21 protein-coding genes are annotated in these 24,191 nt (G+C 57.4%); 8 read left to right on the top strand and 13 right to left on the bottom strand.

The features are described 5' to 3' along the window. Nucleotides 1–63 precede the first annotated feature (63 nt). Nucleotides 64–1,449: an L-seryl-tRNA(Sec) selenium transferase gene (gene selA, locus RS584_RS22360; RefSeq protein WP_023304616.1), complete on the top strand. Its 1,386-nt coding sequence runs from the start codon at nucleotides 64–66 to the stop codon at nucleotides 1,447–1,449. Further along, the gene (selB, locus tag RS584_RS22355) at nucleotides 1,446–3,284 is read left to right on the top strand and encodes a selenocysteine-specific translation elongation factor (protein WP_315748654.1); all 1,839 of its coding nucleotides are present in this window, start codon (nucleotides 1,446–1,448) and stop codon (nucleotides 3,282–3,284) included. The genes selA and selB overlap by 4 nt, the downstream gene beginning before the upstream one ends. Nucleotides 3,285–3,287: 3 nt before the next feature. Here selB and RS584_RS22350 read toward each other — a convergent pair whose 3' ends face one another. Then, complete coding sequence (locus RS584_RS22350) at nucleotides 3,288–4,172, bottom strand: ROK family protein (protein WP_315748653.1); 885 nt, start codon at nucleotides 4,170–4,172, stop codon at nucleotides 3,288–3,290. 166 nt (nucleotides 4,173–4,338) lie between these two features. On the opposite strand from RS584_RS22350, the gene aldB reads away from it, so the two are divergent. The 3 genes from aldB (at nucleotide 4,339) to RS584_RS22335 (ending at nucleotide 6,731) form a co-directional block, all read left to right on the top strand. After that, nucleotides 4,339–5,877: an aldehyde dehydrogenase AldB gene (gene aldB, locus RS584_RS22345; protein ID WP_006808612.1), complete on the top strand. Its 1,539-nt coding sequence runs from the start codon at nucleotides 4,339–4,341 to the stop codon at nucleotides 5,875–5,877. Between the two features lie 249 nt (nucleotides 5,878–6,126). Continuing rightward, entirely contained in the window at nucleotides 6,127–6,312 is a 186-nt protein-coding gene (locus tag RS584_RS22340; protein ID WP_071788668.1) for a type II toxin-antitoxin system HicA family toxin, read from the top strand. 14 nt (nucleotides 6,313–6,326) lie between these two features. Next, the gene (locus RS584_RS22335; RefSeq protein WP_315748652.1) at nucleotides 6,327–6,731 is read left to right on the top strand and encodes a type II toxin-antitoxin system HicB family antitoxin; all 405 of its coding nucleotides are present in this window, start codon (nucleotides 6,327–6,329) and stop codon (nucleotides 6,729–6,731) included. A 55-nt stretch (nucleotides 6,732–6,786) separates the two neighbouring features. On the opposite strand, the gene RS584_RS22330 is transcribed toward RS584_RS22335, so the two are convergent. After that, the gene (locus tag RS584_RS22330) at nucleotides 6,787–8,736 is read right to left on the bottom strand and encodes a glycoside hydrolase family 127 protein (RefSeq protein ID WP_214601405.1); all 1,950 of its coding nucleotides are present in this window, start codon (nucleotides 8,734–8,736) and stop codon (nucleotides 6,787–6,789) included. 10 nt (nucleotides 8,737–8,746) lie between these two features. Continuing rightward, nucleotides 8,747–10,147, bottom strand: a complete 1,401-nt coding sequence (locus RS584_RS22325) for an MFS transporter (protein ID WP_017693791.1) — start codon at nucleotides 10,145–10,147, stop codon at nucleotides 8,747–8,749. A gap of 225 nt (nucleotides 10,148–10,372) precedes the next feature. On the opposite strand from RS584_RS22325, the gene RS584_RS22320 reads away from it, so the two are divergent. Beyond that, a complete protein-coding gene (locus RS584_RS22320) occupies nucleotides 10,373–11,191 on the top strand; it encodes a helix-turn-helix domain-containing protein (RefSeq protein ID WP_032649828.1) in 819 nt (272 codons plus the stop codon). On the opposite strand, the gene araD is transcribed toward RS584_RS22320, so the two are convergent. From araD to yiaK, 8 genes are all read right to left on the bottom strand, one after another. Next, entirely contained in the window at nucleotides 11,192–11,887 is a 696-nt protein-coding gene (araD, locus tag RS584_RS22315) for an L-ribulose-5-phosphate 4-epimerase (RefSeq protein WP_315748650.1), read from the bottom strand. Beyond that, complete coding sequence (locus RS584_RS22310; RefSeq protein ID WP_315748648.1) at nucleotides 11,881–12,741, bottom strand: L-ribulose-5-phosphate 3-epimerase; 861 nt, start codon at nucleotides 12,739–12,741, stop codon at nucleotides 11,881–11,883. The genes araD and RS584_RS22310 overlap by 7 nt, the downstream gene beginning before the upstream one ends. Before the next feature lie 2 nt (nucleotides 12,742–12,743). Then, nucleotides 12,744–13,397, bottom strand: a complete 654-nt coding sequence (ulaD, locus tag RS584_RS22305) for a 3-keto-L-gulonate-6-phosphate decarboxylase UlaD (protein ID WP_017693795.1) — start codon at nucleotides 13,395–13,397, stop codon at nucleotides 12,744–12,746. Then, on the bottom strand, nucleotides 13,394–14,899 hold the full coding sequence (locus RS584_RS22300; protein WP_015572756.1) for an FGGY-family carbohydrate kinase: 1,506 nt from the start codon (nucleotides 14,897–14,899) through the stop codon (nucleotides 13,394–13,396). The genes ulaD and RS584_RS22300 overlap by 4 nt, the downstream gene beginning before the upstream one ends. 76 nt (nucleotides 14,900–14,975) lie before the next feature. Then, nucleotides 14,976–16,295 (bottom strand): MFS transporter, encoded by a 1,320-nt coding sequence (locus tag RS584_RS22295; RefSeq protein WP_045334691.1) that lies wholly within the window; start codon nucleotides 16,293–16,295, stop codon nucleotides 14,976–14,978. Between the two features lie 45 nt (nucleotides 16,296–16,340). Further along, a complete protein-coding gene (locus RS584_RS22290) occupies nucleotides 16,341–17,267 on the bottom strand; it encodes a DUF4862 family protein (RefSeq protein ID WP_196359197.1) in 927 nt (308 codons plus the stop codon). A 26-nt stretch (nucleotides 17,268–17,293) separates the two neighbouring features. Then, a complete protein-coding gene (locus tag RS584_RS22285) occupies nucleotides 17,294–17,761 on the bottom strand; it encodes a YhcH/YjgK/YiaL family protein (protein WP_015572753.1) in 468 nt (155 codons plus the stop codon). A gap of 10 nt (nucleotides 17,762–17,771) precedes the next feature. Continuing rightward, on the bottom strand, nucleotides 17,772–18,770 hold the full coding sequence (yiaK, locus tag RS584_RS22280; protein ID WP_015572752.1) for a 3-dehydro-L-gulonate 2-dehydrogenase: 999 nt from the start codon (nucleotides 18,768–18,770) through the stop codon (nucleotides 17,772–17,774). Nucleotides 18,771–18,994: 224 nt separating this feature from the next. On the opposite strand from yiaK, the gene yiaJ reads away from it, so the two are divergent. Continuing rightward, nucleotides 18,995–19,813: an IclR family transcriptional regulator YiaJ gene (gene yiaJ / locus RS584_RS22275; RefSeq protein ID WP_015572751.1), complete on the top strand. Its 819-nt coding sequence runs from the start codon at nucleotides 18,995–18,997 to the stop codon at nucleotides 19,811–19,813. A gap of 3 nt (nucleotides 19,814–19,816) precedes the next feature. Beyond that, on the top strand, nucleotides 19,817–20,272 hold the full coding sequence (locus tag RS584_RS22270; protein ID WP_047740776.1) for a 4Fe-4S dicluster domain-containing protein: 456 nt from the start codon (nucleotides 19,817–19,819) through the stop codon (nucleotides 20,270–20,272). A gap of 7 nt (nucleotides 20,273–20,279) precedes the next feature. Here RS584_RS22270 and avtA read toward each other — a convergent pair whose 3' ends face one another. Continuing rightward, nucleotides 20,280–21,533, bottom strand: a complete 1,254-nt coding sequence (gene avtA / locus RS584_RS22265; RefSeq protein ID WP_015572749.1) for a valine--pyruvate transaminase — start codon at nucleotides 21,531–21,533, stop codon at nucleotides 20,280–20,282. Nucleotides 21,534–22,157: 624 nt separating this feature from the next. Continuing rightward, a complete protein-coding gene (locus tag RS584_RS22260; protein WP_063413400.1) occupies nucleotides 22,158–24,188 on the bottom strand; it encodes an alpha-amylase in 2,031 nt (676 codons plus the stop codon). Nucleotides 24,189–24,191: the final 3 nt, after the last annotated feature.

The following is a 24,191-nucleotide window of genomic DNA, read 5'->3' as shown; positions in this document are numbered from 1 at the left end:
CCCCACATGTTAACTCCCTCTCCCGTCGGGAGGGGGGAAGATATTTACTCGCCAGGCGCATTCATGACTACTCATCATTCCCTCTACAGCCAGATCCCCGCTACCGATCGTCTGCTTCGTGACCCGCGCATCACTGCGGTGCTGGAGCAGTTTGGCCATACTGCAACGGTCGACATGCTACGCCAGCTTCAGGACGATGCGCGTCGCCATATTCAGGCTGAGAACGCGCTACCCGGCTGGTGCGTGGCGTGGGAGCAGGAAGTTGAACGCAGGCTGAGCAAGCACGGGCAAAGCGCGTTGCGCCCGGTTATTAACCTGACAGGCACGGTTCTGCACACCAATCTGGGCCGGGCACAGCAGGCCGAAGAGGCAACAGAGGCCGTCACCCGTGCCATGCGCTCGCCGGTGACGCTGGAGTACGATCTGGACGGCGCCGGGCGTGGGCATCGCGATCGCGCACTGGCGGATCTTCTCTGCCAGATCACCGGCGCGGAAGATGCCTGCATTGTGAATAACAACGCGGCGGCGGTGCTGTTAATGCTGGCGGCCACCGCGAGCGGAAAAGAGGTTGTCGTCTCTCGCGGCGAGCTGGTGGAGATCGGCGGGGCGTTTCGTATTCCGGACGTCATGCGCCAGGCGGGCTGCACGCTGCATGAAGTGGGCACAACTAACCGTACCCATGCAAAAGATTATCGCGCGGCGGTGAATGAAAACACCGCCCTGCTGATGAAAGTGCATACCAGCAATTACCACATTGAGGGTTTCACCAAAACGGTGGAAGAGGCCGAACTGGCCGCCATCGGGCGCGAGCTAAACGTGCCGGTGATTGCCGATCTCGGCAGCGGGTCGCTGGTGGATATGCGCCAGTACGGTCTGCCGAAAGAGCCCATGGTGCAGGAAATGGTTGCCGCGGGCGTAAGCCTGGTCAGTTTCTCCGGTGATAAATTGCTGGGCGGGCCGCAGGCGGGGATTATCGTCGGCAGGCGCGAGCTGATTGCGCAGCTACAGCAGCACCCGCTGAAGCGCGCCCTGCGTGCCGATAAAATGACGCTGGCCGCGCTGGAAGCCACGCTGCGGCTCTATCTCCACCCGGAGAAACTGGCTGACCGCCTGCCCACGTTGCGTTTGCTGAGCCGTGATGCGGCCTCCATTCGCGCGCAGGCGGAAGCGCTACTGCCGCAGGTTGCTCCTCATTACCCTGAGTTTGACGTTCGTATAGAGCCTTGCCTGTCGCAAATTGGCAGCGGCTCGCTGCCGGTGGACAGGTTACCGAGCGAAGCGCTGACGTTCACCCCGCGCGACGGACGCGGAAGCCAGCTTGAGGCGCTGTCGGCGCGCTGGCGCGCATTACCGACGCCGGTGATTGGCCGGATCGGTGACGGGCGCATGTGGCTGGATTTACGCTGTCTGGAAGATGAAGTGCGGTTTCTGGAGATGATGTTGAAATGATTATTGCCACCGCCGGTCATGTTGACCACGGCAAAACCACGTTATTGCAGGCCATTACGGGCGTGAATGCCGATCGCCTGCCGGAAGAGAAAAAGCGCGGCATGACCATTGACCTGGGTTACGCCTACTGGCCGAAGCCCGACGGTCGCGTGCTGGGCTTTATCGACGTGCCCGGCCACGAGAAGTTTCTTTCCAATATGCTCGCGGGCGTGGGCGGGATCGATCACGCCCTGCTGGTGGTCGCGTGCGATGACGGGGTGATGGCGCAAACGCGCGAGCATCTGGCGATCCTCCAGCTGACGGGAAACCCGCAGTTGACCGTCGCCCTCACCAAAGCGGACCGTGTGGATGAGGCGCGTATCGACGAGGTGCGTGAAGAGGTGCTGACGGCGCTGAGTGAATACGGTTTTAAGGATGCCGCACTGTTTGTCACAGTGGCGACAGAAGGCCGCGGTATCGACGCTCTTCGTGACCATTTGCAGCAGATCCCGTCTCGTAAACAGGCCAGCCATCACCGCTTCCGTCTGGCGATCGACAGGGCGTTTACCGTGAAAGGGGCTGGGCTGGTGGTGACCGGTACCGCGCTGAGCGGCGAAGTGAACGTGGGCGACACCCTGTGGCTGACGGGCGTGAACAAACCGATGCGCGTGCGCGGGCTTCACGCGCAAAACCAGCCGGTGGAACAGGCCCATGCCGGGCAGCGTATCGCCCTGAATATTGTCGGTGATGCCGAAAAAGACCAGCTTAACCGCGGCGACTGGCTGCTGGCCGACGCGCCGCCGGAGCCTTCTGAACGGATCATCGTTTCACTCCAGACCCACACGCCGCTGACCCAGTGGCAGCCGCTGCATATCCACCACGCGGCCAGCCACATCACCGGACGCGTGTCGCTGCTGGAAAACGATCTCGCCGAACTGGTGTTCGACTCCCCGCTCTGGCTGGCGGATAACGACCGTCTGGTTCTGCGCGATATTTCGGCGCGGGAAACGCTGGCGGGCGCGCGCGTGGTCATGCTGGATCCGCCCCGTCGCGGCAAGCGTAAGCCCGAGTATTTACAGTGGCTGGCCGCACTGGCCCAGGCCCGCGATGATAAGTCTGCGTTAGATATCCACCTTGAGCGTGGTGCGGTGGATCTGGCGGCGTTCGCCTGGGCGCGCCAGCTCAGCGGCGAAGGATTGCGTCTTCTGACGCAGGAGCCAGGTTTTATTCAGGCCGGCAACAGCCTGCTGAACGCGCCGGTGGCGGCGCGCTGGCAGCGCAAAGTGCTGAGCACGCTGGCGACCTACCATGAACAGCATCAGGATGAGCCCGGCCCGGGCCGTGAACGTCTGCGGCGCATGGCGTTGCCCATGGAAGACGACGCGCTGGTGCTGTTGCTGATTGAAAACATGCGTGAAAGCGGCGTGATTGCAAGTCATCACGGCTGGCTGCACCTGCCGGAGCACAAGGCCGGTTTTACCGCTGAGCAGGACGCGGTCTGGCAAAAAGTGGCGGCGCTGTTTGGCGATGAACCGTGGTGGGTGCGCGATCTGGCGCGTGAAACCAATACCGATGAGCAGCTGATGCGTCAGGTACTGCGCCATGCGGCGCAGCAGGGGATGATTGTGGCGATCGTGAAAGATCGTTATTACCGCAACGATCGGATCGTGGCGTTTGCGAACCTGATCCGGGAGCTGGATCAGGCGCGCGGATCAACCTGCGCCGCAGACTTCCGCGATCGGCTGAACGTGGGACGCAAACTGGCGATTCAGATCCTGGAGTATTTCAACCGCATCGGGTTTACGCGTCGTCGTGGCAATGACCATGTGCTACGCGACGCGCAGTTATTTCCCTAAGCGTTAAGCGCTGCGCGCCTGCTTCTGCTTAGCCAGCCAGACCGCGCCCAGCCTTCCCGCCTGGTTACCCAGCTCGCAGGGAAGGATGGGCACCCGGAGCGCTTCCCACTCCTCGAATCGCTGTAGGTATTTATCCAGCAGGAGATAGATTTTCTCCTGCTCGCTAATGCCGCCGCCAATCAGCACCGCCTGCGGATCAAACATGGAGATCACGCTGTAGATGCCCCGCGAGAGGAAATGCGCCCACTCTTCTATGGCCTCACGCAGATGCACGTCGCTGTCCATGCGTCTAAACAGCTCCTCACCATCAGGCATCTCATCTTCCGACACGGCCAGCGCGCGGCGGCAGGCTTTCATCAGGCCGCTGGCGGACGCCACTTCGTGCATCGGCTCGCCGTTGTTGCCAACGGGCAGCACGCCAAACTCACCCGCCCGGTAGTGCGACCCACGGTAGAGATCGCCCTCCATGACGATACCGCCGCCGATGCCGGTGCCGATGGTGATGCAGACAAAATGCTCATAGTCCTTACCGGCGCCCTGCCAGCGTTCGCCCAGCGCCGCGCAGTTGGCGTCATTTTCGGTTGTTACGGGAAGATCGGTCAGCTGTGCGAAAAACTCGCACAGGTTTTCACCGTCAAGGTAATCCAGCGCCCCGGCCTTGGCCGCTTCGCCGGTATGGTGATTGATGTGGCCCGGAAAACTCACGCCGATGCCGACGATCTCATGCTCCTGGCGGTACTTATCCACCACCGTTTTCCACTTCTGTTTGAAGGTGCTTTCATCGTCAGGCGTATCATATTCATCGGATGTCAGTTCTTCGCCGTTTTCGTTGATCACGCCGTGTTTGATGTGGGTTCCGCCCACGTCAAAGCCGATAAATAGCTGCATTGCATCGTTCCTCATGAGCCCCTGAGCTATTAAGTATGGCTCCGGCGGCAGAAACGAAACGTAAAGTACGGTAATCCGTGATACGGCTCGTAAACCCGTTACCGACTGGCGAGAAAATCACCAGCCGGAACTACCCTTGTTGTACACCTACTGCAAGGAGACGGTCATGACAAACAATCCTCCCTCATCGCGTATCCAGCCAGGCGAGTATGGTTTTCCTCTTAAGCTGAAGCCCCGCTATGACAACTTTATCGGCGGCGACTGGGTGGCGCCCGTCGACGGTGAATACTATTCCAACCTGACGCCCGTTACCGGCCAGCCGCTGTGTGAAATTGCCAGTTCGGGCAAGCGGGATATCGATTTAGCGCTGGATGCGGCGCATAAGGCGAAAGATAAGTGGGGGCAAACGTCCGTTCAGGACAGAGCGGCCATTTTGTTCAAAATCGCCGATCGGATGGAGCAGAATCTGGAGCTGCTGGCAACGGCGGAAACGTGGGACAACGGCAAGCCGATCCGGGAAACCATGGCGGCGGACGTGCCGCTGGCGATCGACCATTTCCGCTATTTTGCGTCCTGCATTCGTGCCCAGGAGGGGGGAATAAGTGAAGTTGACAAAGATACCGTGGCGTATCACTTCCACGAGCCGCTCGGCGTGGTGGGGCAAATTATTCCGTGGAACTTCCCGCTGCTGATGGCGAGCTGGAAAATGGCGCCCGCGCTGGCGGCGGGTAACTGCGTTGTGCTGAAACCTGCACGCTTAACGCCGCTTTCGGTACTGCTGCTGATGGAGGTGATTGGCGACCTGTTGCCGCCGGGGGTCATTAACGTGGTCAACGGGGCCGGGGGAGAGATCGGCGAATATCTGGCTACTTCAAAGCGTATTGCTAAAGTGGCGTTTACCGGCTCAACGGAAGTGGGTCAGCAGATCATGCAGTACGCGACCCAGAACATCATTCCGGTCACCCTGGAGCTGGGCGGGAAATCGCCGAACATCTTCTTTGCCGACGTGATGGATGAAGAGGACGCCTTCTTCGACAAAGCGCTGGAAGGGTTTGCGCTGTTCGCGTTCAACCAGGGTGAAGTCTGCACCTGTCCGAGCCGCGCGCTGGTGCAGGAATCCATTTATGAGCGCTTTATGGAGCGGGCGATCCGGCGCGTGGAGTCGATTCGCAGCGGTAATCCGCTGGATAACGTCACCCAGATGGGAGCGCAGGTATCGCATGGCCAGCTGGAAACCATCCTCAACTATATTGATATCGGCAAAAAAGAGGGGGCCGATGTGTTGACCGGCGGTCGTCGTAAGGTGCTGGGCGGCGATTTGCAGGAGGGTTACTACCTTGAGCCGACCATCCTGTTCGGTAAGAACAACATGCGCGTTTTCCAGGAGGAAATTTTTGGACCGGTGCTGGCCGTCACCACGTTTAAAACCATGGACGAGGCGCTGGAGCTCGCCAACGACACGCAGTATGGCCTGGGGGCGGGCGTCTGGAGTCGTAACGGTAATCTGGCCTATAAAATGGGCCGCGGCATTCAGGCCGGACGCGTATGGACAAACTGCTATCACGCCTATCCGGCTCATGCGGCGTTTGGCGGCTACAAGCAGTCGGGCATCGGGCGTGAAACCCATAAGATGATGCTGGAGCACTACCAGCAAACGAAATGTCTGTTGGTCAGCTACTCCGATAAACCGCTGGGGCTGTTTTAATCTCCGGGCTCAGGTCGTCCCGGGTAGGGTGACCTGAGCCGGGTTAAAGCCGGGTGGCGGCTTCGCCTTACCCGGCCTACGAGAGTGTCCGCATTTTTATCTGCAACATGACATGCCTCCTTCTTCTTTTCTCGACGCCTCTTCCTGTTTCGACAAAGCCTGGCTGCACTGCCTTTTTTAATGCGCTAATGTCATTCAATCCAGTAGTGGTGGTGTGTATCATGTGTATAATCAGGGAAGGGTTGGGATGTGAAAAGTGCGGATATCATTGCTGTTCTGGTTAGCCATGGCTGGAAATGTGTAAGAACGAAGGGAAGCCATCATCAGTTTCGCCATCCAGTGCAAAAAGGGTTGGTAACCGTTCCGCATCCTAAAAAGGACATTAAACCGGGCACTCTCGCACAGATCTGGCGACAGGCGGGCATTAAACACTGATATCAGGAGAAGTTATGTTTTATCCGGCTTACATTCATTCTGATTCCGACGGTAGCGCCAGCGGTTTCTTCCCTGACGTTCCGGGATGTTTTTTTGCGGGGGATTCACTTGATGATGCTTTTCAGGATGCACGTGATGCGCTCACGGCGCACCTCGAAGCGCTGTTTGAAATGGATGAAGCATTGCCACTTCCGGGTAATGTCGAAGTGCACCTTGAAAATCATCCTGACGACTTCACAGGCGGGCAATGGTTGCTGGTGGATATTAATATGAAGCAATTCGACGGCAGAGCCGAACGCATAAACATCACGATGCCTCGACGTTTGCTGGTGAAGATTGACTCCTTTGTCAGCGAGCATCCTCAATTCGGCAATCGAAGCGCATTCCTGGCCGAGGCAGCACGTCGCGTACTGCCGTAGCATTCACCCTCTCCCGTGGGAGAGGGCTGGGGTGAGGGCAACAGGCCGCAGTTATTCAGCTTTCATCCACCCATATCCGCATTTCCCCTTCTCCCCGGTTTGCCCAGCTGAACCACGGAATAAAGGTCAGCGTCCGGGGCTGACGTTCTACCGGCGAGTGGTCGTACTGCCACAGGGCATCAGTGCCCTTCGCCTGACACCCGATCCCTTCCGCCTGTATCAGCATCTTGTGCGCGAAAATGCCTTTGCCTTCGAAAACCCGAAACGCGCTGTCCTGGGGCAAAGAAAGGTTATGCAGATTTGCGCCGTTATCGGCTTCTTCCAGGCAGTAAACCAGCGGTCCACGCTGCAATGCGACTTTCCCCGCCTGCTGGCGCACCTGCGGGTTGCCGTACACGCGGCGGACCGGCATCGGTAACGTCAGCGTCAGCGTGTCGCCTTCCTGCCAGCTTCGGTTGAGGTATAAGTATCCACGGGAGACCTCGCCTGTAATGGCCTGACCATTGAGCGAAACAGCCGGTTCCGCACACCAGTCCGGCAGCCTCAGGGCCAGCGTGTGAGTCACCGGAACTGGTGAGGTAATCTCGATTTTCACCTGCTCATGCCACGGATAGTTCCCGCTAATCCGCAGCTGGAGGATGTTATCCCCAACCGGAATGGCGACGTCGTTCCCCACGTACAGGTTGATCAACAGCGCGTCCGGGCGAACGGTATAAATGTAGTGCCCCAGCGAGGTCAGCACGCGCGCAATATTCGGCGGGCAACAGGCGCAGCCGAACCAGCGCTGGCGCACCGGTTTGACGTGGTCATAGATATGGTTAAAGGCCAGGGTTTTCGGGTGCACTTCCAGCGGATTCACATAAAAGAAATGCTTACCGTCCAGCGCCATGCCGCCCAGCACCGTGTTGTACAGCGCGCGCTCCATCACGTCGGCGTAGTGGCCGTCCGCCTCCATCTCCAGCATCCGGCGGGCAAACATCATCAGGCCGATGGAGGCGCAGCTTTCGGCGTAGACCGTATCGTTGGGCAGATCGTAATCGCTGCTGAACGCCTCGCCGCTGCTTTGGGAGCCAATCCCGCCGGTGATGTACAGCTGGCGCTGTGCCATGTTGTTCCACAGCCGCAGGCAATCCTGACGTTTCCCCTCGTCGCTGCTCAGGCGCGCCAGATGTGCCATGCCCGCCATCAGATAGACAAAACGCACGGCGTGGCCGATGGCCGTTTGTTGTTCCGCAAGGGGCAGATGCGCCTGGCTGTAGGCTTTGTCCTTGACCATCCACGCCGGGCCATAGGTGTTCCAGTATGACGTTCTGCCGCGCTTCTCGTATTCGATATCGTAGAAGTGAGGCTGCGCGCCGCGTTCCTCAATAAAGTATTTCACCAGATTGAGATAGCGTTGCTCCTGCGTGACGTCGTACAGCCGCATCAGCGCCAGCTCGATTTCCGGGTGGCCAGGGTAACCGTGCAGCTGGTTTTCGCCCGGGCCAAACACGCTGTCGATATGATCCGCCAGCCTGCACACCACGTCCAGCAGGCGGCGTTTTCCGGTTCCCTGGAAATACGCCACGCCCGCTTCAATCATATGTCCGGCGCAGTACAGTTCGTGGCATTCGGCCAGATTGGTCCAGCGCTCGGCCGGTGCTTTCACCGTGAAATAGGTATTGAGATAGCCATCTTCGCACTGCGCCGCTGCGACCAGCTCGATCACCTCGTCGGCGGTTTTTTCCAGTTCAGCATCCGGCTTCTGGCACAGCGACCACGCCACGGCTTCGAGCCATTTCGCCACGTCGCTGTCCTGAAAGACCATCCCGTAGAACTCCCCCTGTTCCAGACCGGCCGCAATGCGGAAGTTGGCGATGGCGTGGCTGGGTTCGGCCTCCGCCACGCGATCGTTAAGCGCATCCCACTGGTAGGGGATCACCACATCGCGGACTAGCCGTTGGTACTGACCAAGAAACGGGTCGTTGATTTTCAGCTGATGCAGGTCGGCTTCCATTATGGTCATATCGTTCTCCTCAGGACTGTACATGACGCTGGCGCAAATCGGTGGCAATGCGCGACATCACGGGATTGTTAAGCCTGCACCAGCGGATAGCGACCGCCAGCAGCAGGTGGAAAAGGGCAGGAAGCAGCGTCTCCATGGCGGTGATGCCCTGCAATGAGGCGGGTGTCTGGTTACCTGCGCCTGGCTGATAGGCCACGGCAATAAACACCAGGCTGATGATCCCAGCGCTGGATGCCCACGCGAGCTTGATGAAAAACAGATTGAAGGCGAAGTTCATCCCCGATGAGCGCACGCCGGTTTTCCATTCGCCGTAGTCATCGGCAAAGGCCATCAGCGAGAAGTGCAGCGGCAGGGTGAAGCCCAGGATCACGCCGTTACTTAAAATCACGATCAGCCAGAGCGTCTGGTGCGCCGGGCCACCCGGCAGGAACCACATTCCCACCGCAAGCGCAGCGAGTATCAGGTTGGTGTAGTAGTAGAGTTTGACGGTATCAATCCGCCGCGACAGCGGACTGACGATCACCGCGCCCAGAATAGCGGCAAAGGTCACCATGGTGAAAAACAGCGAGGTGTACGCCGTGCTGCCCTGAAGCACGTAGGTGATGAAGTACATGTATCCGCCGCCGCGAATGTTGAAGACGTTGATCAGCAGAAACGACATCACCAGCATCAGCAGCAGCTGATCGTTTTTCCGCAGGCCCGCCAGGTGCTCGCGCAGGGTGAATTTACCCATCAGCGCAAGCGGGACGCGCTCGCGCACCCAGAAGAAGCAGCACAGGAACATCACCACGGCGATGGTGCACAGCACGCCGACGCCCAGCTGATAACCCCGGGCGGTATTGCCCTGTCCCAGCTCTGACACCAGCCACGGCAGGCCAACGGAGACCAGAAAGCCCGCCACGCCGCACAGTACGAAGCGCCAGGACTGGCAGGATATAACCTCGTTGTGGCGGGTGGTCATGGTGTTGATCAGCGCGCAATATGGCACGTTGATGGCGGTATAGCCCACTGAAAGCAACAGATAGGTGCCGAACGCCCAGGCGATTTTCACGCCCATGCTGGCGTCCGGGACGGTGAAGGTCAGCACGCCGACGATCCCGATGGGAAGCGCGACCCACAGCTGCCAGGGACGAAAACGCCCCCAGCGGCTCTGCGTGCGGTCGGCAATCACGCCCATCACCGGATCGGAAATCGCGTCAAATACCCGAAGGGCAATAAACAGCGTGCCCACCAGCGCGGGCGTCAGGCCAAATACATCGGTATAGAAAAAGGTCAGAAAGTTCATGATCAGGCAGGTAATTACCGTGCCGCCCGCGTCGCCCAGGCCGTAGCCAATTTTCTCGCGGACTGACAGCCGGTCATCGGCTGCCTGTTTTGCAACTTCTGCGTCTGTAATCGGTGTGGAAGTCATGGGGTAACTCCTCGATAAACGATTTTTTATCGTATTTGTGCAAGGTACCCCATTTATTCTGCATTCAACGGGCAGACCAACAAGGGAAGGGAAAAGTATAAAAAGGTGACGATTCCGACCTGATGGTAAAACTGTGAGTTTGATCGAGCTGTTCTGCTGATATTTATTAATAATCAAGGGATAAAGACAATATTAGCCACCAAAAAAGCGGAAAAATGAATATCCATGCTTGAATTATCCATAGCACTTCCGATTAGAGTTCAAAATGGCGGGTTATTTATCTCCCGGGGCGTGGGCCGTCATCCCGCACGAAAATTATCTTCGTGGGAGATAATTTTTGTCGAAAAAGGGACATTAACGATCCAGGAGGAAAATACGCTGTTTGAGGTAAACGCTGGCGAGAGTTTGTTACTTTGGCCGAAGCGGCGGCATGTCGGCGTGGAAGATTTTCCGGGCGATCTCAAATTTTACTGGCTGCATTTTGAGGTGGATGAACGCTTGCCGGTGTTGCCAGGCGCGACGCCGCTGTCGATTGAGCAACACTGTAGCGTGCGGGATCCGCAATATGTTATTGCGTTATTCCGTCAGTTTTTAAGCGAGCAGGAAAAATTACAGCGTAGCCAGGCGCTGGAGATAATTTTGCTGTTAATTTTGCAGCAGATATCGCTCTCGCCGGGATATGAAGATAAAGCGGATGATGCGGGCGCAGCAATGGCGTGGAAGGCCAAGCAGCTTATCCGCACGCACTTTCATTTGCCCCTGTCCACTTCGCAGCTGGCAAAAGAGCTGCACTGCAACGCAGATTACCTGGGGCGAGTATTTCGTCGGACGTTTCATTTAACCCTGACGGAGGCAATTCACCGCCAGCGCGTCAGGGCCGCTGAAAAACTGCTGCTGAACGATGCGGCCTCATTAACTGAAGTGGCCGCCCGGTGCGGTTTTAATGACGTGGGTTATTTCCGGCAAATATTCTCAAAACATACCGGGTTAACGCCCGCCGTCTGGAAACGGCGGTACTGTAAAGAGCATATTAATTCCGGATGATCACTGGCCGTAATAGGCATTTGCGCCATGCTTGCGCAGGTAATGCTTATCCAGCAATTCCTGCTGCATAACCGGAAGCTGAGGTGCAAGCTGGCGCGAGAAAAGCCCCATATAGGCGCACTCTTCCAGCACCACGGCATTGTGTACCGCATCGGCAGCGTCTTTGCCCCAGGCAAACGGGCCGTGAGAATGAACCAGCACCGCCGGGACCTGCATCGGGCTTATGTCGCGCTCCTCGAAGGTTTTGATAATGGCTTCCCCCGTCTGGTATTCATATTCACCCGCGATTTCAGCCGGGGTCATCAGCCGCGTGCAGGGGATCGCACCGTAGAAATAGTCCGCGTGCGTCGTTCCCCACGCGGGTAAATCCTGCCCCGCCTGCGACCAGATGGTGGCGTGGCGGGAATGGGTATGCACAATGCCGCCAATTTCCGGGTAACGACGATACAGCGCGAGATGGGTCGGGGTGTCGGAGGAGGGCTTTTTACTCCCCTCGACCACTTTACCCGTGGCGATATTTACCACCACCATATCTTCTGCGGTCATCACGTCGTACTCCACGCCGGATGGTTTGATCACCATCATGCCGCTGTCACGGTCAACCGCGCTGACGTTGCCCCAGGTGAACGTCACCAGCTGGTGGGCGGGCAGGGCGAGATTTGCCGCCAGCACCTCGGCTTTGAGTTGTTCTAACATGTCATGCCTCCTTCCTGCATTCGGGCTTCAATCCAGCGGCGCGCCTGGATGATCTCCAGCACCGGCTCTTTGGCTTTCTCGGTCCACATTTCAATCAGAAATGCGCCGCGATAATTAAGTTGATTCAGCGTGTTAAACACGCCAACGAAATCGACGCAGCCCTCGCCAAAGGGCACATCGCGGAACTGTCCGGGGCTTTGCTCGGTCACGGGCCGGGTGTCTTTCAGGTGGATAGCGGCGATGCGGTCAATGCCCAGCGTCAGCTCGGCGGTGACGTCGTTGCCCCACGCGCTCAGGTTGCCGACGTCCGGGTAAACGCTGAACCACGGCGAGGCGAGCATGTCGTCCCACTTTTTCCACTTGCTGATGGAGTTCATAAACGCAGTGTCCATGATCTCTACCGCCAGCATTACCTGCGCGGCGGCAGCCTGCTCTACGGCCCACGCCAGCCCTTCGGCAAAGCGCTGTTGCGTGCCCTCGTCGTGCTCCTCGTAGTACACGTCATAACCCGCAAGCTGGATGGTGCGAATACCCAAATCACGGGCCAGCCGGATGGCTTTGGTCATGATCTCGCGGGCGCGTTCGCGCACGATTTCATCGCGGCTGCCAAACGGGAAGCGACGATGGGCAGACAAGCACATCGACGGGATGGCCACGCCGGTCTCCAGCATCGCTTCCACAAGAGAGGCGCGCTGCGTGGTACTCCATTCAAGGCGCGATAAACGCTCGTCGGTCTCATCCACCGACATCTCCACAAAATCGAAGCCGCAGCTTTTTGCCAGAACCAGGCGCTCCGGCCAGGAGAGCTCTTTTGGCAGCGCTTTTTCGTAAATGCCTAACGGATGCTGACGCATGGTTACTCTCCCCAGATGTCGCGGATTTGCGAATGGAATGCCTGTGCCACCTGCGGCGGATTATCGGCGCCTGCCAACGCGCGCCCGGCAATGAAGGCTTTGACGTTGATCTGCTTAAACAGCGACAGGTCAGCAGGGGTGATACCGCCAGTTATAGAAAGCTGCAAACCGATATCGGACAGCGCCTTCATTTTGCTGAGATCCGCCTCGCCCCACTGCTGGCCGCTGGCCTGTGCGTCGCGCCCGCGGTGGTAAATCGCCTGCTTCACCCCGATGCGGTGCCACGCGCGCGCGTCGTCCAGCGTCCAGTTGCCAAACAGCTCCATCTGGATCTCGCCGCCGCCGCGCAGTGCGACCTCGTGGCCACGTTCAACGGTGGCCAGCGGGGCGGCACAGATGATGGTCATCCAGTTTGCGCCTGCGCCAAACGCCTGCTCAGCCAGCGTTTCTCCGGCATCGGCGACTTTCCAGTCCGCCACGATAATTTTATCCGGACACTGCGCGCGCAGGGCGCGAACGGCGTTTAGCCCTTCGGTCAGGCACAGGATGGTGCCGGCTTCGACGATGTCGACGTGATCGGAAAGCGTCGCGACATCGCGCTGTGCGGCCTGAAGCGAAGTGTGGTCGAGCGCCAGCTGCAATAATGGTCGGCTCATAGGTCGTACTCCTTAACACGGGCGTGATAGCCCTGTAATGCTGAAATCAGTAGCTGGTAACGGTGATATTTGCGCTGGTAGGCGGCATGGGCACGCATGTCAGGTTCAATCATCCGGATGTCATGCCTGAGGGCGCGCTGAGCGGCGTAAAAATCGGGATAAAGGCCTGTACCGACGAGCGCGGCCAGCGCCGCACCGGAACAGCCGGTCTCTTCCACCTGCGGGAGTTCAATCGCCAGGCCGCTGACGTCTGCGAGCATCTGCATCCACACGTCCGAATGGGTTGGGCCGCCCGTCACACGCAAGGCCTGCACGTGGGGAAAGCGTTCGAGCATACGGTTGAGGTGGGTCATGTGGCTGAATACCACCCCTTCATAAACCGCCTGGAGGAGGTGCGCGCGGGTATGCAGCGCCTGCAAGCCATAGAAGCCGCTGGTCATCTCCAGCCCGGCGTTGCTGCCGTAGAGGAAAGGCAGGAAGAACACATCGCTTTCAGCTTTTGGCAGGCTGGCCACGGCGTGGTTAATCTCATCGAATGACATATCGCCCCATTGGGCCGTCAGCCATTCCAGGTTGCCGGACGACGTGGGGCTGGCTTCATGAACGATGAACTGCTGCGGATGGACGTAGCGGCCATAGACGTAGGGGAAAGGCTCGTTGTCGCGGATGCCGTGGGCAATCCCACTGGTTACGGCCCAGGTCCCCATTACGGCATTCAGCGTATGTTCGTCATGCAGCCCGGCGCAGATCGCGGTGGAAACCACATCAAACAGTCCACCAACGACGGGAGTACCCGCCGTGAGACCGGTCAGTGCGGCTGCCTGAGCGGTGATTTCCCCGCAAATTTCTGCTGAACCGATAATAGGCGGCAGGGCACCGTCAATGTCGCTGATGCCGAGCCAGCGCGTGAGCTGCGGATCGTACTGCCCGGTATTCATGTTGTAGAGATTGGATTCCGAGATGTTGCTCTCTTCGCAGCCTTTGACTCCGGTCAGACACCAGCGCAGGTAATCGTGCGCCATCATCACGCTGCCGATTTGCTGATACCGCTGCGGCTCGTTCTCTTTAACCCAGCGCAGGAGTGAGGCCGGATGCCCCGTCCACAGCGTCTGGCGAGTATGCGGATAGAGCTTTTCGGGTATACCGTCCTGCTGCCAGCGTTGCACGATCTCCAGCGCACGGCGATCGGAGGAGAGTATGGCGTTACCCAGGGGGCGATCCTGTTTATCGAGCAGAAACAGCCCCTTGCCCTGTGCTGAAATGCCAACGCCTTTGATCTGACCGCCGTCAGCGCCTGAATTTTTGAGCAGCAGGGCGACGGTTTTGTGGCAGTGCTGCCAGAGCTGGTGCATATCCCGCTCGGCGTAGCCGGCGCGGGGGCTGAGCGTGGCCACTGAGCGGCGTTCAATACAGACTTCTTTGCCCTGGCTGTTGTATAAACCGGCTTTCAGATAAGTACCGCCACAATCGATACCCAGCCAGAAGGGCTCTTTTTCACTCATCTTCTTCTCGCTTAATTGCCGGGTGGCGCTTCGCTTACCCGGCCTACGGTTTGGTTTAGTGGGTCAGATGAGGGCCTCAGACCGCACGTTTATGTGGAGTTACCGTGGGATTAGGCTCTGCTCCGGCATCGCATTTCGCCGGTAACAGCAGGGCCAGCAGCGATGCCAGCGCCAGCGAAACTGCCAGGCAGTAAACGCCTGCGTCTTTGCTGTACAGGGTGATCAGTACGCCTACCGCATAAGGACCGCAGAACCCGCCGAGGTTGCCCAGGGCATTAATCACGCCGCGAGCGCCACCCGCCATCTCAGCGCTGAACAGACGCGCCGGGATGGTCCAGAACACCCCCGCTGCGGATTGCAGGAAGAAGCCACAGCCCACCAGCGCGGCATAGGCCAGCCAGGTGTGCTCTTTCAGCGCCACGGAGAGGAACATGCAGAGCGCAAAGCCAATCAATGGCAGGGAGACAAACAGCTTGCGCTTGCCGGTGCGGTCAGAGAGCGTAGAGAACAGGAACATGCCGGCAATGGCGCCGATGTAAGGCAGAATGGCGAGCATTCCCACCTGGCCGATGCTGGTGTGCGTCAGCTCCTTCAGAATGGTGGGCAGCCAGAGGGTGTAACCGTAAATGCCGGTCTGGTAGAAGAAGTTGAGGGCGATCAGTTGCCACATGGTTTTGTCAGACAGCACCGCGCTGAGCGAGGCGTTTTTCACCTCTTTACCCGCAATGGCCTGCTGCTCTGCCGCCAGGGTTTGTACCAGGTAGTTTTTCTCGGCCTCAGAGATCCAGCGTGCTTCCTGCGGCCGGTCGTAGACGGTGAACGCCCACAGCACCAGCACAACAACGGACATCAGACCTTCAATAATGAACAGCCAGCGCCAGTCGAGAGCGGTAATAATCCAGCCCGACAGCGGGGCGGTGATGATCCCGGCGATGGGCACGAACATGATCACAATCGCGTTGGCGCGGCCGCGCTCGGCATCCGGGAACCAGTTACTGATCATCGTGAGCACAACGGGCAGCATCCCACCTTCCGCCACGCCGAGTAAGAAGCGCAGCACCAGCAGCTGATACTGGTTGGTCACAAGCCCGGTCAGAACCGAGATCACCGCCCAGGCAACCAGCGACCAGCCGATAAACTTCTTACCGCTGCCGTGCACGGCAATTTTGCCGCCGGGAACTTGCAGGAACAAATAGCCGATAAAAAAGATCCCCCCCGCCAGGCCCGCCATCGTGGCGGAAATGCCCAGCTCTTCATCCATACCGCCGGGCATCGCAAAAGCTATATTTACGCGGTCCATATAGGAAATAATGCAGGCGATAAGAATAGGGGGAATGATCCTTAGCCAGCGCTGGCGCGGAATGTCCGCGTGTAGAGCATTAGAAGAAATATTCATAGTTAATATCTCAGTGAAGGTAACCGGAAAATGTATTCTTTATTTTTATTGTGACGCTTTATTCATAGCGCTAATGCCGTCGCGCAAAATAGCGATGCGATGGCTGACGTCAGCATTAGCATTTATTTCCAGTAATTTAATACCGGAGAATTTCAATGTTGCGGCGCTCGCCGCAGTAAACAGCGTTTTTACATGTTCAGTGGACATGAGACTGTCGGCGCAGAACGAAGAAAACGGCGCATGCAGATCCTGCCATTCTCCATACTCACCGTGAGGGGTCGTGCCCGAAAACATCAGCGCCCCCAGCTTCCCGGCAGCGAGTGCCGCCTGAACATGTTCCAGCGGAAGGGCGGTGTTGCGACCTTCGATGGCCGAACGTGCCCAGTTGATACAGACGCTGATATCGGTCTCTTTCACTACCTCCAGCACCTGCTCTAAGGGCAAGAACCCTTTACGCGGCGCCGGGCCATTCATCGCATCACAGTGTTCCAGCACCAGATCGCAGCCCCAGTCCCAGCTCGCGATTTCCCGTACTGAGCGGGAGAATGCTTCTGTCGCTTGCTCGACAGAATCATTACCCGCCTGCGGTGCGGCCTGCATTTCCAGAGCGATCACTTTCCCGGGAAAGCGGGTATTAACGGCATCAATCTTTTGATGCAGATGGCGGTAATATTCAATACACGCTTTGCGCTGTTCTTCGTCCGCGGACGCCAGGCCAAACGCGCCGTTGCTGCCGCGGCGGCGCATGGTTTCCATAACGGCTGTGACAACGATCTGCCAGTCGCCCGGCGTATGACGAAACAGCCATTCATCACCAAACGGATGGAGATTTTCAAGGCAAGGTTGTTCCAGCCCGCGAATATTTGGCGTGTCGGAAAGTTCCCGCCAGAAGGCGTGTTCTTCCTGCTCCCCTTTCTGGTGAAATGAGGGTGCGCAGGGGTACGCACCAATAATAAAACCGGTGTTGGTCATTTCGCATTCCTGTATTTATCAGAAAATTAATCTAATTCGCTGATGGCCACTTTCACCACAATTTTACGAATTGCGGATCCCTTGTTTTTAATACAGGCAGGACGGTGAACATCCTGCGGGAAAAATATGGCGTAACTGCCAGGTATCATTTCTATAAATGACTCATGTTCGCTGTCGTGATAAAAAATAATATCCCGTTGCTCCAGCAATGATTCGCTGATTTTGTTATTCCCGGTATCAATAGCAATACCGATTTTTTCTTCGCCCCAGGCCAGAAACTGGATATCCAGATAGCGGCGATGTACTTCAGGGCGGTTCTCGTGTTGTTCCTTTGTGGTGAGGTCGAGAACCTGGGCAAAAATGTTGCGGCCTTCAATTTCGATCACGCCCGGCGCCAGGGTGGTGAAATCCGTGGTACGCAGAAAATTTAGCGCCTTTTCTATCGCCAGCGGCAGGCGACATGGATTTGGCTGTGCAATATGTCCGAATATCATGACCCACTCCTTACAGAGACTGGATTTTCGCCCACACGCTGTCGTCAACCGTGATGCCGTTGCGGCGATTCTCCTCCAGCAGGCGTGTGAACTCATGGCCTGGCAGACGGACGGCGACATTTTCATCAGCGCGTTCTGCGGTGGTGATGAAGTCCATGATGCGCTGTAGTTTGGCATCGCGGGTTGGACCGTCGATCAGGCGATCCACTTCGATGGCGATAAAGATCTGCGATACGCCGTATTCGTCGCTGTTGTCCTGGGTCACTTCCGCGACGGACGCGCCGTCAGAGAGCAGGGTGGCGATCATGTCGAGCACAATCGATAAGCCGGAACCTTTCCAGTAGCCCATGGGCAGAATGCGACGGTTTTTCTCAATCACGCCCGGCTCTCTGGTCAGATTGCCTTCATCGTCAAAGCCGCCGTCGACCGGTAATTCGCGTCCGGCCAGGCGATTCACCTCCAGCATGCCGTAGGAGAACATCGACATCGACATATCGACCATGGTGATTGGATTCGACGGGATAGCGACGATCAGCGGGTTTGTGCCGATGCAGCATTCTTTTGATCCCCACGCGGGCATCACGGCAATAGAGTTGGTCCAGCAGATGCCGATATAGCCTTTCTCCGCCGCCTGCCAGCCGTAGCTGCCGCCGCGCATCCAGTGGTTAGCGTTACGCAGCGCCACCAGGCCGATCCCGTGATCGGACGCCAGCTCGGTAGCACGGTCCATCATCTTCTTCGCCGTCAGGTTGCCGATGGAACGCTGGGCATCCCACTGTTCGATGGCACCTAATGTCGTTACGCGTTTCGGCTGGGCGTCAGGGATGATGTCGCCTGCGTCAAGCTGCTGAATAAATCGCGGGAAGCGGTTGACGCCGTGTGAATAAACGCCGGACTCCGTGGTGCGGGCGAACATCTCGGCGCAGGCGTCTGCGGTATCCGCTTTTACACCGCGATCGAGCAGAACCCGATTGAACGCCGCTTTCAACTCTTCGAAGGTCACTTTCATCCCTGTTCTCCTGTTTTTTTAGGGGCAAGTGCGAGTGCTTTTTTATCGCTAAATTTCACTATACGAAATCTGATTTCAAATATAACGATCAAATTTTGTCAGATCAACGACATTCACGTTTTTCAAAATCGATTAAAATCAAATGGTTGTGTTTTTTCTGTTGAGATCGTGAACTAAACCACACTTTGCGCTACCATCAGGGCGCGATAAACAGGAGCCATTTGATGAGCATAAAAGAGAGCGAAATGACGCAAGAAAAAGAGAGGCCAGCAGGTAGCCAGAGCTTGTTTCGCGGCCTGATGCTGATTGAAATCCTCAGTAACTATCCGAACGGGTGTCCGCTTGCGCATTTATCAGAACTGGCGGGGCTGAATAAAAGCACCGTGCACCGGTTATTGCAGGGGTTGCAGTCGTGCGGGTACGTGACGCCGGCGCCGGCGGCAGGGAGCTATCGTCTGACCACCAAATTTATCGCCGTCGGGCAAAAGGCGCTTTCATCGCTCAATATTATTCACGTGGCGGCGCCGCACCTCGAGGCGCTGAACATTGCCACCGGCGAAACGGTCAACTTCTCCAGCCGTGAAGATGATCACGCGATCCTGATTTATAAGCTTGAGCCGACAACCGGTATGCTGCGCACGCGCGCATATATCGGCCAGCATATGCCGCTCTATTGTTCTGCGATGGGCAAAATCTATATGGCGTTTGGCCATCAGGATTACGTGGCGAGCTACTGGGAAAGCCACCAGGAACAGATCCAACCTTTGACCCGCAACACCATCACCGAACTGAGCGCGATGTATGATGAGCTGGCGGAAATTCGCGATCACAGTATGGCGATGGATAAAGAAGAGAACGAACTGGGTGTGTCATGTATCGCCGTGCCGGTCTTTGATATTCACGGGCGCGTGCCCTATGCCATCTCCATTTCGCTGTCGACGTCGCGCATGAAGCAGGTGGGTGAGAAAAACTTGCTAAAACCGCTGCGTGACACGGCGGAAGCTATCTCGAAAGAACTGGGGTTTAACGTGCGCGAGGCGTAACTGATGAACCGATTTATTCTGACGGATCCAGAAAAATGTATCGGGTGCCGCACCTGTGAGGTGGCGTGCATGATGTCGCATCAAAGCAGCGCCACGCCAGAAGCGCTTACGTCACGGATCCGCGTGGTTAAGGGGGGTACCTTCACCACGGCCGTGGGCTGCCACCAGTGTGAAGATGCGCCCTGCGCGAATGTCTGCCCGACGGGGGCCATTCACCGTGCTGCGGGAGCCTGGCTCGTTGAGCAGGCTCGCTGTATCGGCTGCAAAAGCTGTATGGTGGCGTGCCCGTTCGGGGCAATGCAGGTTCGGGTCGTGGAAGATCGCGTTCAGGCGCTGAAATGTGATTTGTGCGCGCATCGCGAGGGCGGTCCCGCCTGCGTCGAAGCCTGTCCCACCCACGCGCTGCGCTGCATAGACCCCACCAGATTACGCGCGGAACGGCTGCGTAATCTGGCCTGAGGTTTTATTAACCGGCCTCGCGCCAGGCGTTCTCAATCTCTTCGGCGAGAATTTTCACACCCGCTTCGATTTTTTCCGGGTCCGGGACGTAGTTCATGCGCATGCACTGGTGCGTGTGCGGCCACGGCTTATCCAGCCCCGGGAAGAAGTAATCCCCTGGCACCATCAGTACGCCACGTTTTTTCAGACGCTGATAAAGCAGCTCTGTCGTAATGGGCAGATCCTTAAACCACAGCCACAGGAAAATTGCCCCTTCCGGTTTATGGATCAGGCAGCGTTCTTCCGGTAAGTAGCGGCGAAGGATGGCAATAGTTTCCTGAACGCGCTGAGAGTAAAACGGCTTAATCACCTCATTCGACAGGCGCAGCAGGTCGTTACGCCTGATCATCTCGCACATCATCGCCGGGCCGATGCCGCCAGGAGAAAGGCTAATAATGCCGTTCATGTTGGTAATGGCGGTGATGATTTTCTCGTTAGCAATGATAATGCCGCAGCGGCTGCCCGGCAGGCCCAGCTTGGAGAGGCTCATGCAGAGGATGATATTCGGGTTCCATAGCGGACGCGCTTCGCTGAAGATGATCCCCGGGAACGGTACGCCATAGGCGTTATCGATAACCAGCGGGATGCCGTGCTGATTCGCCAGCGCATCCAGCTTCATCAGCTCGTCGTCGGTGATCACGTTGCCCGTCGGGTTGGTGGGACGTGATACGCAGATCATGCCCGTCTCTTCACCGATATGCAGATGTTCAAAATCGACGTGATATTTGAACTGGCCCTCTGGCAGCAACTCGATATTCGGACGTGCGGAAACAAACAGGTCTTCTTCGAGGCCGGCATCGGCATAGCCGATATACTCCGGTGCCAGCGGGAACAGCACTTTTTTCGTGGTGCCGTCGGCGCGGCGTCCGGCGAACAGATTGAATAAGTAGAAAAACGCGCTCTGACTGCCGTTTGTCAGTGCAATATTCTGTGGTTCGATATCCCAACCCAGCGCTTCCCGCAGCATTGCCGCCAGAAGCGTCAGTAGTTCTGTTTTACCCTGAGGGCCGTCGTAATTACATAGCGCATCGGTTGCTTTACCGTTTTCCAGCATCTCTGCCAGCAGCGTCTGGAAGTAGGTGTTCATCTCCGGAATTTGAGCCGGGTTTCCGCCACCAAGCATGATAGCGCCTGGGGTGCGCAGCCCGTCGTTGAGGTCCTCCATCAGGCGGGTAATGCCTGAATGGCGGGTAAATTTGTCGCCGAATAGTGAAAACGTCATAGCAGGTGATCTGTCGGGCTTAATATGAAAGGCAGTAACCATAACGCCAGCACCGTGTTGGTGCAAATCGGCGAATGTGGTCGGATTTGTTGTTTTATGTGGTAGGTTTGTATTTGTGTGGTGAATTGTTCTGGTGAATGCCCCTCACCCCGGCCCTCTCCCCCTGGGGCTGAGAGTTCCCCACAAAATAATGCCTGCACAGACGGCCCCCTCTCCCTTGAGGGAGAGGGCTGGGGTGAGGGGGAACATACGGCTCTGGTGGTCATTCCGTTCACGTTATGTTCCTTGCTACTCTGTCACGATATAACCGGTGAACGTGCCAGGGTGGCTCAGTCGCCACCACCCTGGCGACCCGGGCTTCCGGCGGTAAATCGCCGCTTCGCGGTGCCTTCGGCTTATTCCTTCCGGCTTATCGGGGACGGGCGGAGGTAACATCCCTGTAAAGCCCGCCCTCTCGGCGCATCCCTGCGCCTCGCCCCGGCCTACAGGAAACGCCTCAGCGATTTACAGCCGGACCGAGGCATCGCTGAAAGCCCTCAGTTATTCTGAGGCAACGTTATAGCTTTTGCTTTCAAATTACTGGGGATCCCTCAGCCCCTGGGGAGAGGGTTAGGATGAGGGGGTCTATTGATTACCCGCCCACACCACCATCACCTTATCGCCCTTGTGCTCGCGCACAAAACCGTAGCCCTCTTTCACTGACAGCGTGGTTTGCTTGCCTTCACCCACCGCCGGATGACGGGCGCGGAACTGCCCCAGAAGCTGCCAGTGGGCGACAGTTAACGCCTGTTTACCCGTGACGTCCTGCCAGTTCATATCCGAACGGGTTCCCTGTAGCGGATCGGAGCCCGTCGGGCCGAATGGACGCTCTGATTCATCGCCGTAATAGATCTGGACGCTTCCCGGTGCCAGCAGCAGTAACTCAGCGGCGCGCTGGCCCCCTTCACGGAACAGACGCGTATCATGGGAGGAGAGATAGCTCAGCACATTAAAACTTTGCAGCTTTTCTGCCATTTGCTGCCAGGTCAAATCCATATCGGCCAGACAGTCCACCGCTTTCGCCGCCTGCTCCTGATAGTCAAAGTTGATCATCGCATCGAAGCCGTGGCGGTAATAATCGCTCTGCATCACGCCGTGGCCCCAGGATTCACCGGTCATCCAGAATGGCGCATTGTCGAGTTTTTTGTCCGGGTTGGCGGCTTTCCACGCGGCCAGCGCCTGGCTGGCCTGGTTTTTCAGTTGCTGCCAGGCTTCAGGCTCAACGTGCTTAGCGGTATCGACCCGGAAGCCGTCGATGCCGTAGTCACGTACCCACTGGCTGAGCCAGTGGGTCAGGTAATCTCGCGGCGTGAAATTCGTCATCACTTTCGCGTTGGTGTCGGGCTTGTGTTGATAAAAGTTCGGCAAACCTGACGGGATCTTAGATTCCGTTTTCAGATCCGGCAGAAAGGCCAGCGACATGGTCAGATCGTCAAAGCCCGGGTTGTCATAATCACCGATATCGGTACGGATCCATTTTTTACCCCACCATTTTTCCCATGCGGCTTTGTCACTGAAGTTGATGTAATCGTTGAAGCTGTGCCAGCTTTGACCCGCGCCTGGCTTCCAGTCAGTCCAGCGCTCGCCGAGGGTTTTTTTCAGCTCATCGCCCTGCAAATAGAGCGCGCCAAACTGATACTCCTGCATATCTGCAAGCGTCGCATAACCCGCGTGGTTCATGACAATGTCAAACAGGACGCGGATACCGCGCCTGTGCGCGTCGTCGACAAGCTGGCGTAAATCATCTTCGCTGCCCATGTTGGCGTCGAGTTTCGTCCAGTCCTGAGTGTAATAGCCGTGATAGGCGTAGTGGGGGAAATCCCCTTTGGTGCCGCCGCCAACCCAGCCGTGGATTTGCTCCAGCGGTGAGCTTATCCAGAGCGCATTCACGCCCAGTTGCTGAAGGTAATCCAGTTTGCTGGTAAGCCCTTTCAGATCGCCGCCGTGGAAAGTACCAATCTCCTGCATACCGTCTTTATGGCGGCCATAGCTGTTGTCGTTGGTGGGGTCGCCATTTACGAAGCGATCGGTCAGCACGAAATAGACGGTGGCGTTTTGCCAGCTGAATGGCGCGGGTTTGTCCGTCTCGGCGCGCTCAAGCAGCAGCAGGCCATTGCTGTTGGCGGCTGGCTGAAGAATTACTTTGCCGTTTTGAACGGTCGCGGTCTGTTTGCTGTAAAAATCACGCACCACCGTGCCTTCCGGAAAGGTGTTAACGACATCGATCGTGAGCGGTTTGCCGTCCCACTTCGGGCACTGGCGGGTAACGTTTGCGACAGGCTGTGGCGCCGCACTTTGTACCGTCAACATCAGCGTCGGCGTTCCCGAGCGCGTATCAATACGCATCTGATAAACGCCGTCACGGAATAACCGCCACTGCGGTGGGGTCCCTTCGCAGGGTTTGAGCGACAGCATCTCGTTGAGCTTAATGGCACCTGTCGGCTGCCAGCACGCGTTATCAAGACTCAACGTCAGCGGGCGGGTACCCTTCGCAAGCGTTGCCTGGCTGGTAAAGACGCCGGTACCTTCAGCGCTAAACGCGTTAAATCCCGGCGATGACCAGTCGGCATGCGCGAATGCGGGTAACATCAGAACAGCTAATGCAGTGCGTTTCATTCC

The sequence above is a fragment of the Enterobacter sp. DTU_2021_1002640_1_SI_PRY_ASU_LCPMC_013 genome, assembly GCF_032389435.1.
Taxonomy (GTDB): Bacteria; Pseudomonadota; Gammaproteobacteria; order Enterobacterales; family Enterobacteriaceae; genus Enterobacter; species Enterobacter hormaechei_C.
This window is presented reverse-complemented; position numbering and strand designations above follow the sequence as displayed.

What these genes read in the sequence shown, in the direction of transcription:
- selA (WP_023304616.1), top strand. Translation starts at nt 64, where the DNA reads ATGACTACTCATCATTCCCTCTACAGCCAGATCCCCGCTACCGATCGT.
- selB (WP_315748654.1), top strand. Translation starts at nt 1,446, where the DNA reads ATGATTATTGCCACCGCCGGTCATGTTGACCACGGCAAAACCACGTTA.
- RS584_RS22350 (WP_315748653.1), bottom strand. Translation starts at nt 4,172, where the DNA reads ATGCAGCTATTTATCGGCTTTGACGTGGGCGGAACCCACATCAAACAC.
- aldB (WP_006808612.1), top strand. Translation starts at nt 4,339, where the DNA reads ATGACAAACAATCCTCCCTCATCGCGTATCCAGCCAGGCGAGTATGGT.
- RS584_RS22335 (WP_315748652.1), top strand. Translation starts at nt 6,327, where the DNA reads ATGTTTTATCCGGCTTACATTCATTCTGATTCCGACGGTAGCGCCAGC.
- RS584_RS22330 (WP_214601405.1), bottom strand. Translation starts at nt 8,736, where the DNA reads ATGACCATAATGGAAGCCGACCTGCATCAGCTGAAAATCAACGACCCG.
- RS584_RS22325 (WP_017693791.1), bottom strand. Translation starts at nt 10,147, where the DNA reads ATGACTTCCACACCGATTACAGACGCAGAAGTTGCAAAACAGGCAGCC.
- RS584_RS22320 (WP_032649828.1), top strand. Translation starts at nt 10,373, where the DNA reads ATGCTTGAATTATCCATAGCACTTCCGATTAGAGTTCAAAATGGCGGG.
- araD (WP_315748650.1), bottom strand. Translation starts at nt 11,887, where the DNA reads ATGTTAGAACAACTCAAAGCCGAGGTGCTGGCGGCAAATCTCGCCCTG.
- RS584_RS22310 (WP_315748648.1), bottom strand. Translation starts at nt 12,741, where the DNA reads ATGCGTCAGCATCCGTTAGGCATTTACGAAAAAGCGCTGCCAAAAGAG.
- ulaD (WP_017693795.1), bottom strand. Translation starts at nt 13,397, where the DNA reads ATGAGCCGACCATTATTGCAGCTGGCGCTCGACCACACTTCGCTTCAG.
- RS584_RS22300 (WP_015572756.1), bottom strand. Translation starts at nt 14,899, where the DNA reads ATGAGTGAAAAAGAGCCCTTCTGGCTGGGTATCGATTGTGGCGGTACT.
- RS584_RS22295 (WP_045334691.1), bottom strand. Translation starts at nt 16,295, where the DNA reads ATGAATATTTCTTCTAATGCTCTACACGCGGACATTCCGCGCCAGCGC.
- RS584_RS22290 (WP_196359197.1), bottom strand. Translation starts at nt 17,267, where the DNA reads ATGACCAACACCGGTTTTATTATTGGTGCGTACCCCTGCGCACCCTCA.
- RS584_RS22285 (WP_015572753.1), bottom strand. Translation starts at nt 17,761, where the DNA reads ATGATATTCGGACATATTGCACAGCCAAATCCATGTCGCCTGCCGCTG.
- yiaK (WP_015572752.1), bottom strand. Translation starts at nt 18,770, where the DNA reads ATGAAAGTGACCTTCGAAGAGTTGAAAGCGGCGTTCAATCGGGTTCTG.
- yiaJ (WP_015572751.1), top strand. Translation starts at nt 18,995, where the DNA reads ATGAGCATAAAAGAGAGCGAAATGACGCAAGAAAAAGAGAGGCCAGCA.
- RS584_RS22270 (WP_047740776.1), top strand. Translation starts at nt 19,817, where the DNA reads ATGAACCGATTTATTCTGACGGATCCAGAAAAATGTATCGGGTGCCGC.
- avtA (WP_015572749.1), bottom strand. Translation starts at nt 21,533, where the DNA reads ATGACGTTTTCACTATTCGGCGACAAATTTACCCGCCATTCAGGCATT.
- RS584_RS22260 (WP_063413400.1), bottom strand. Translation starts at nt 24,188, where the DNA reads ATGAAACGCACTGCATTAGCTGTTCTGATGTTACCCGCATTCGCGCAT.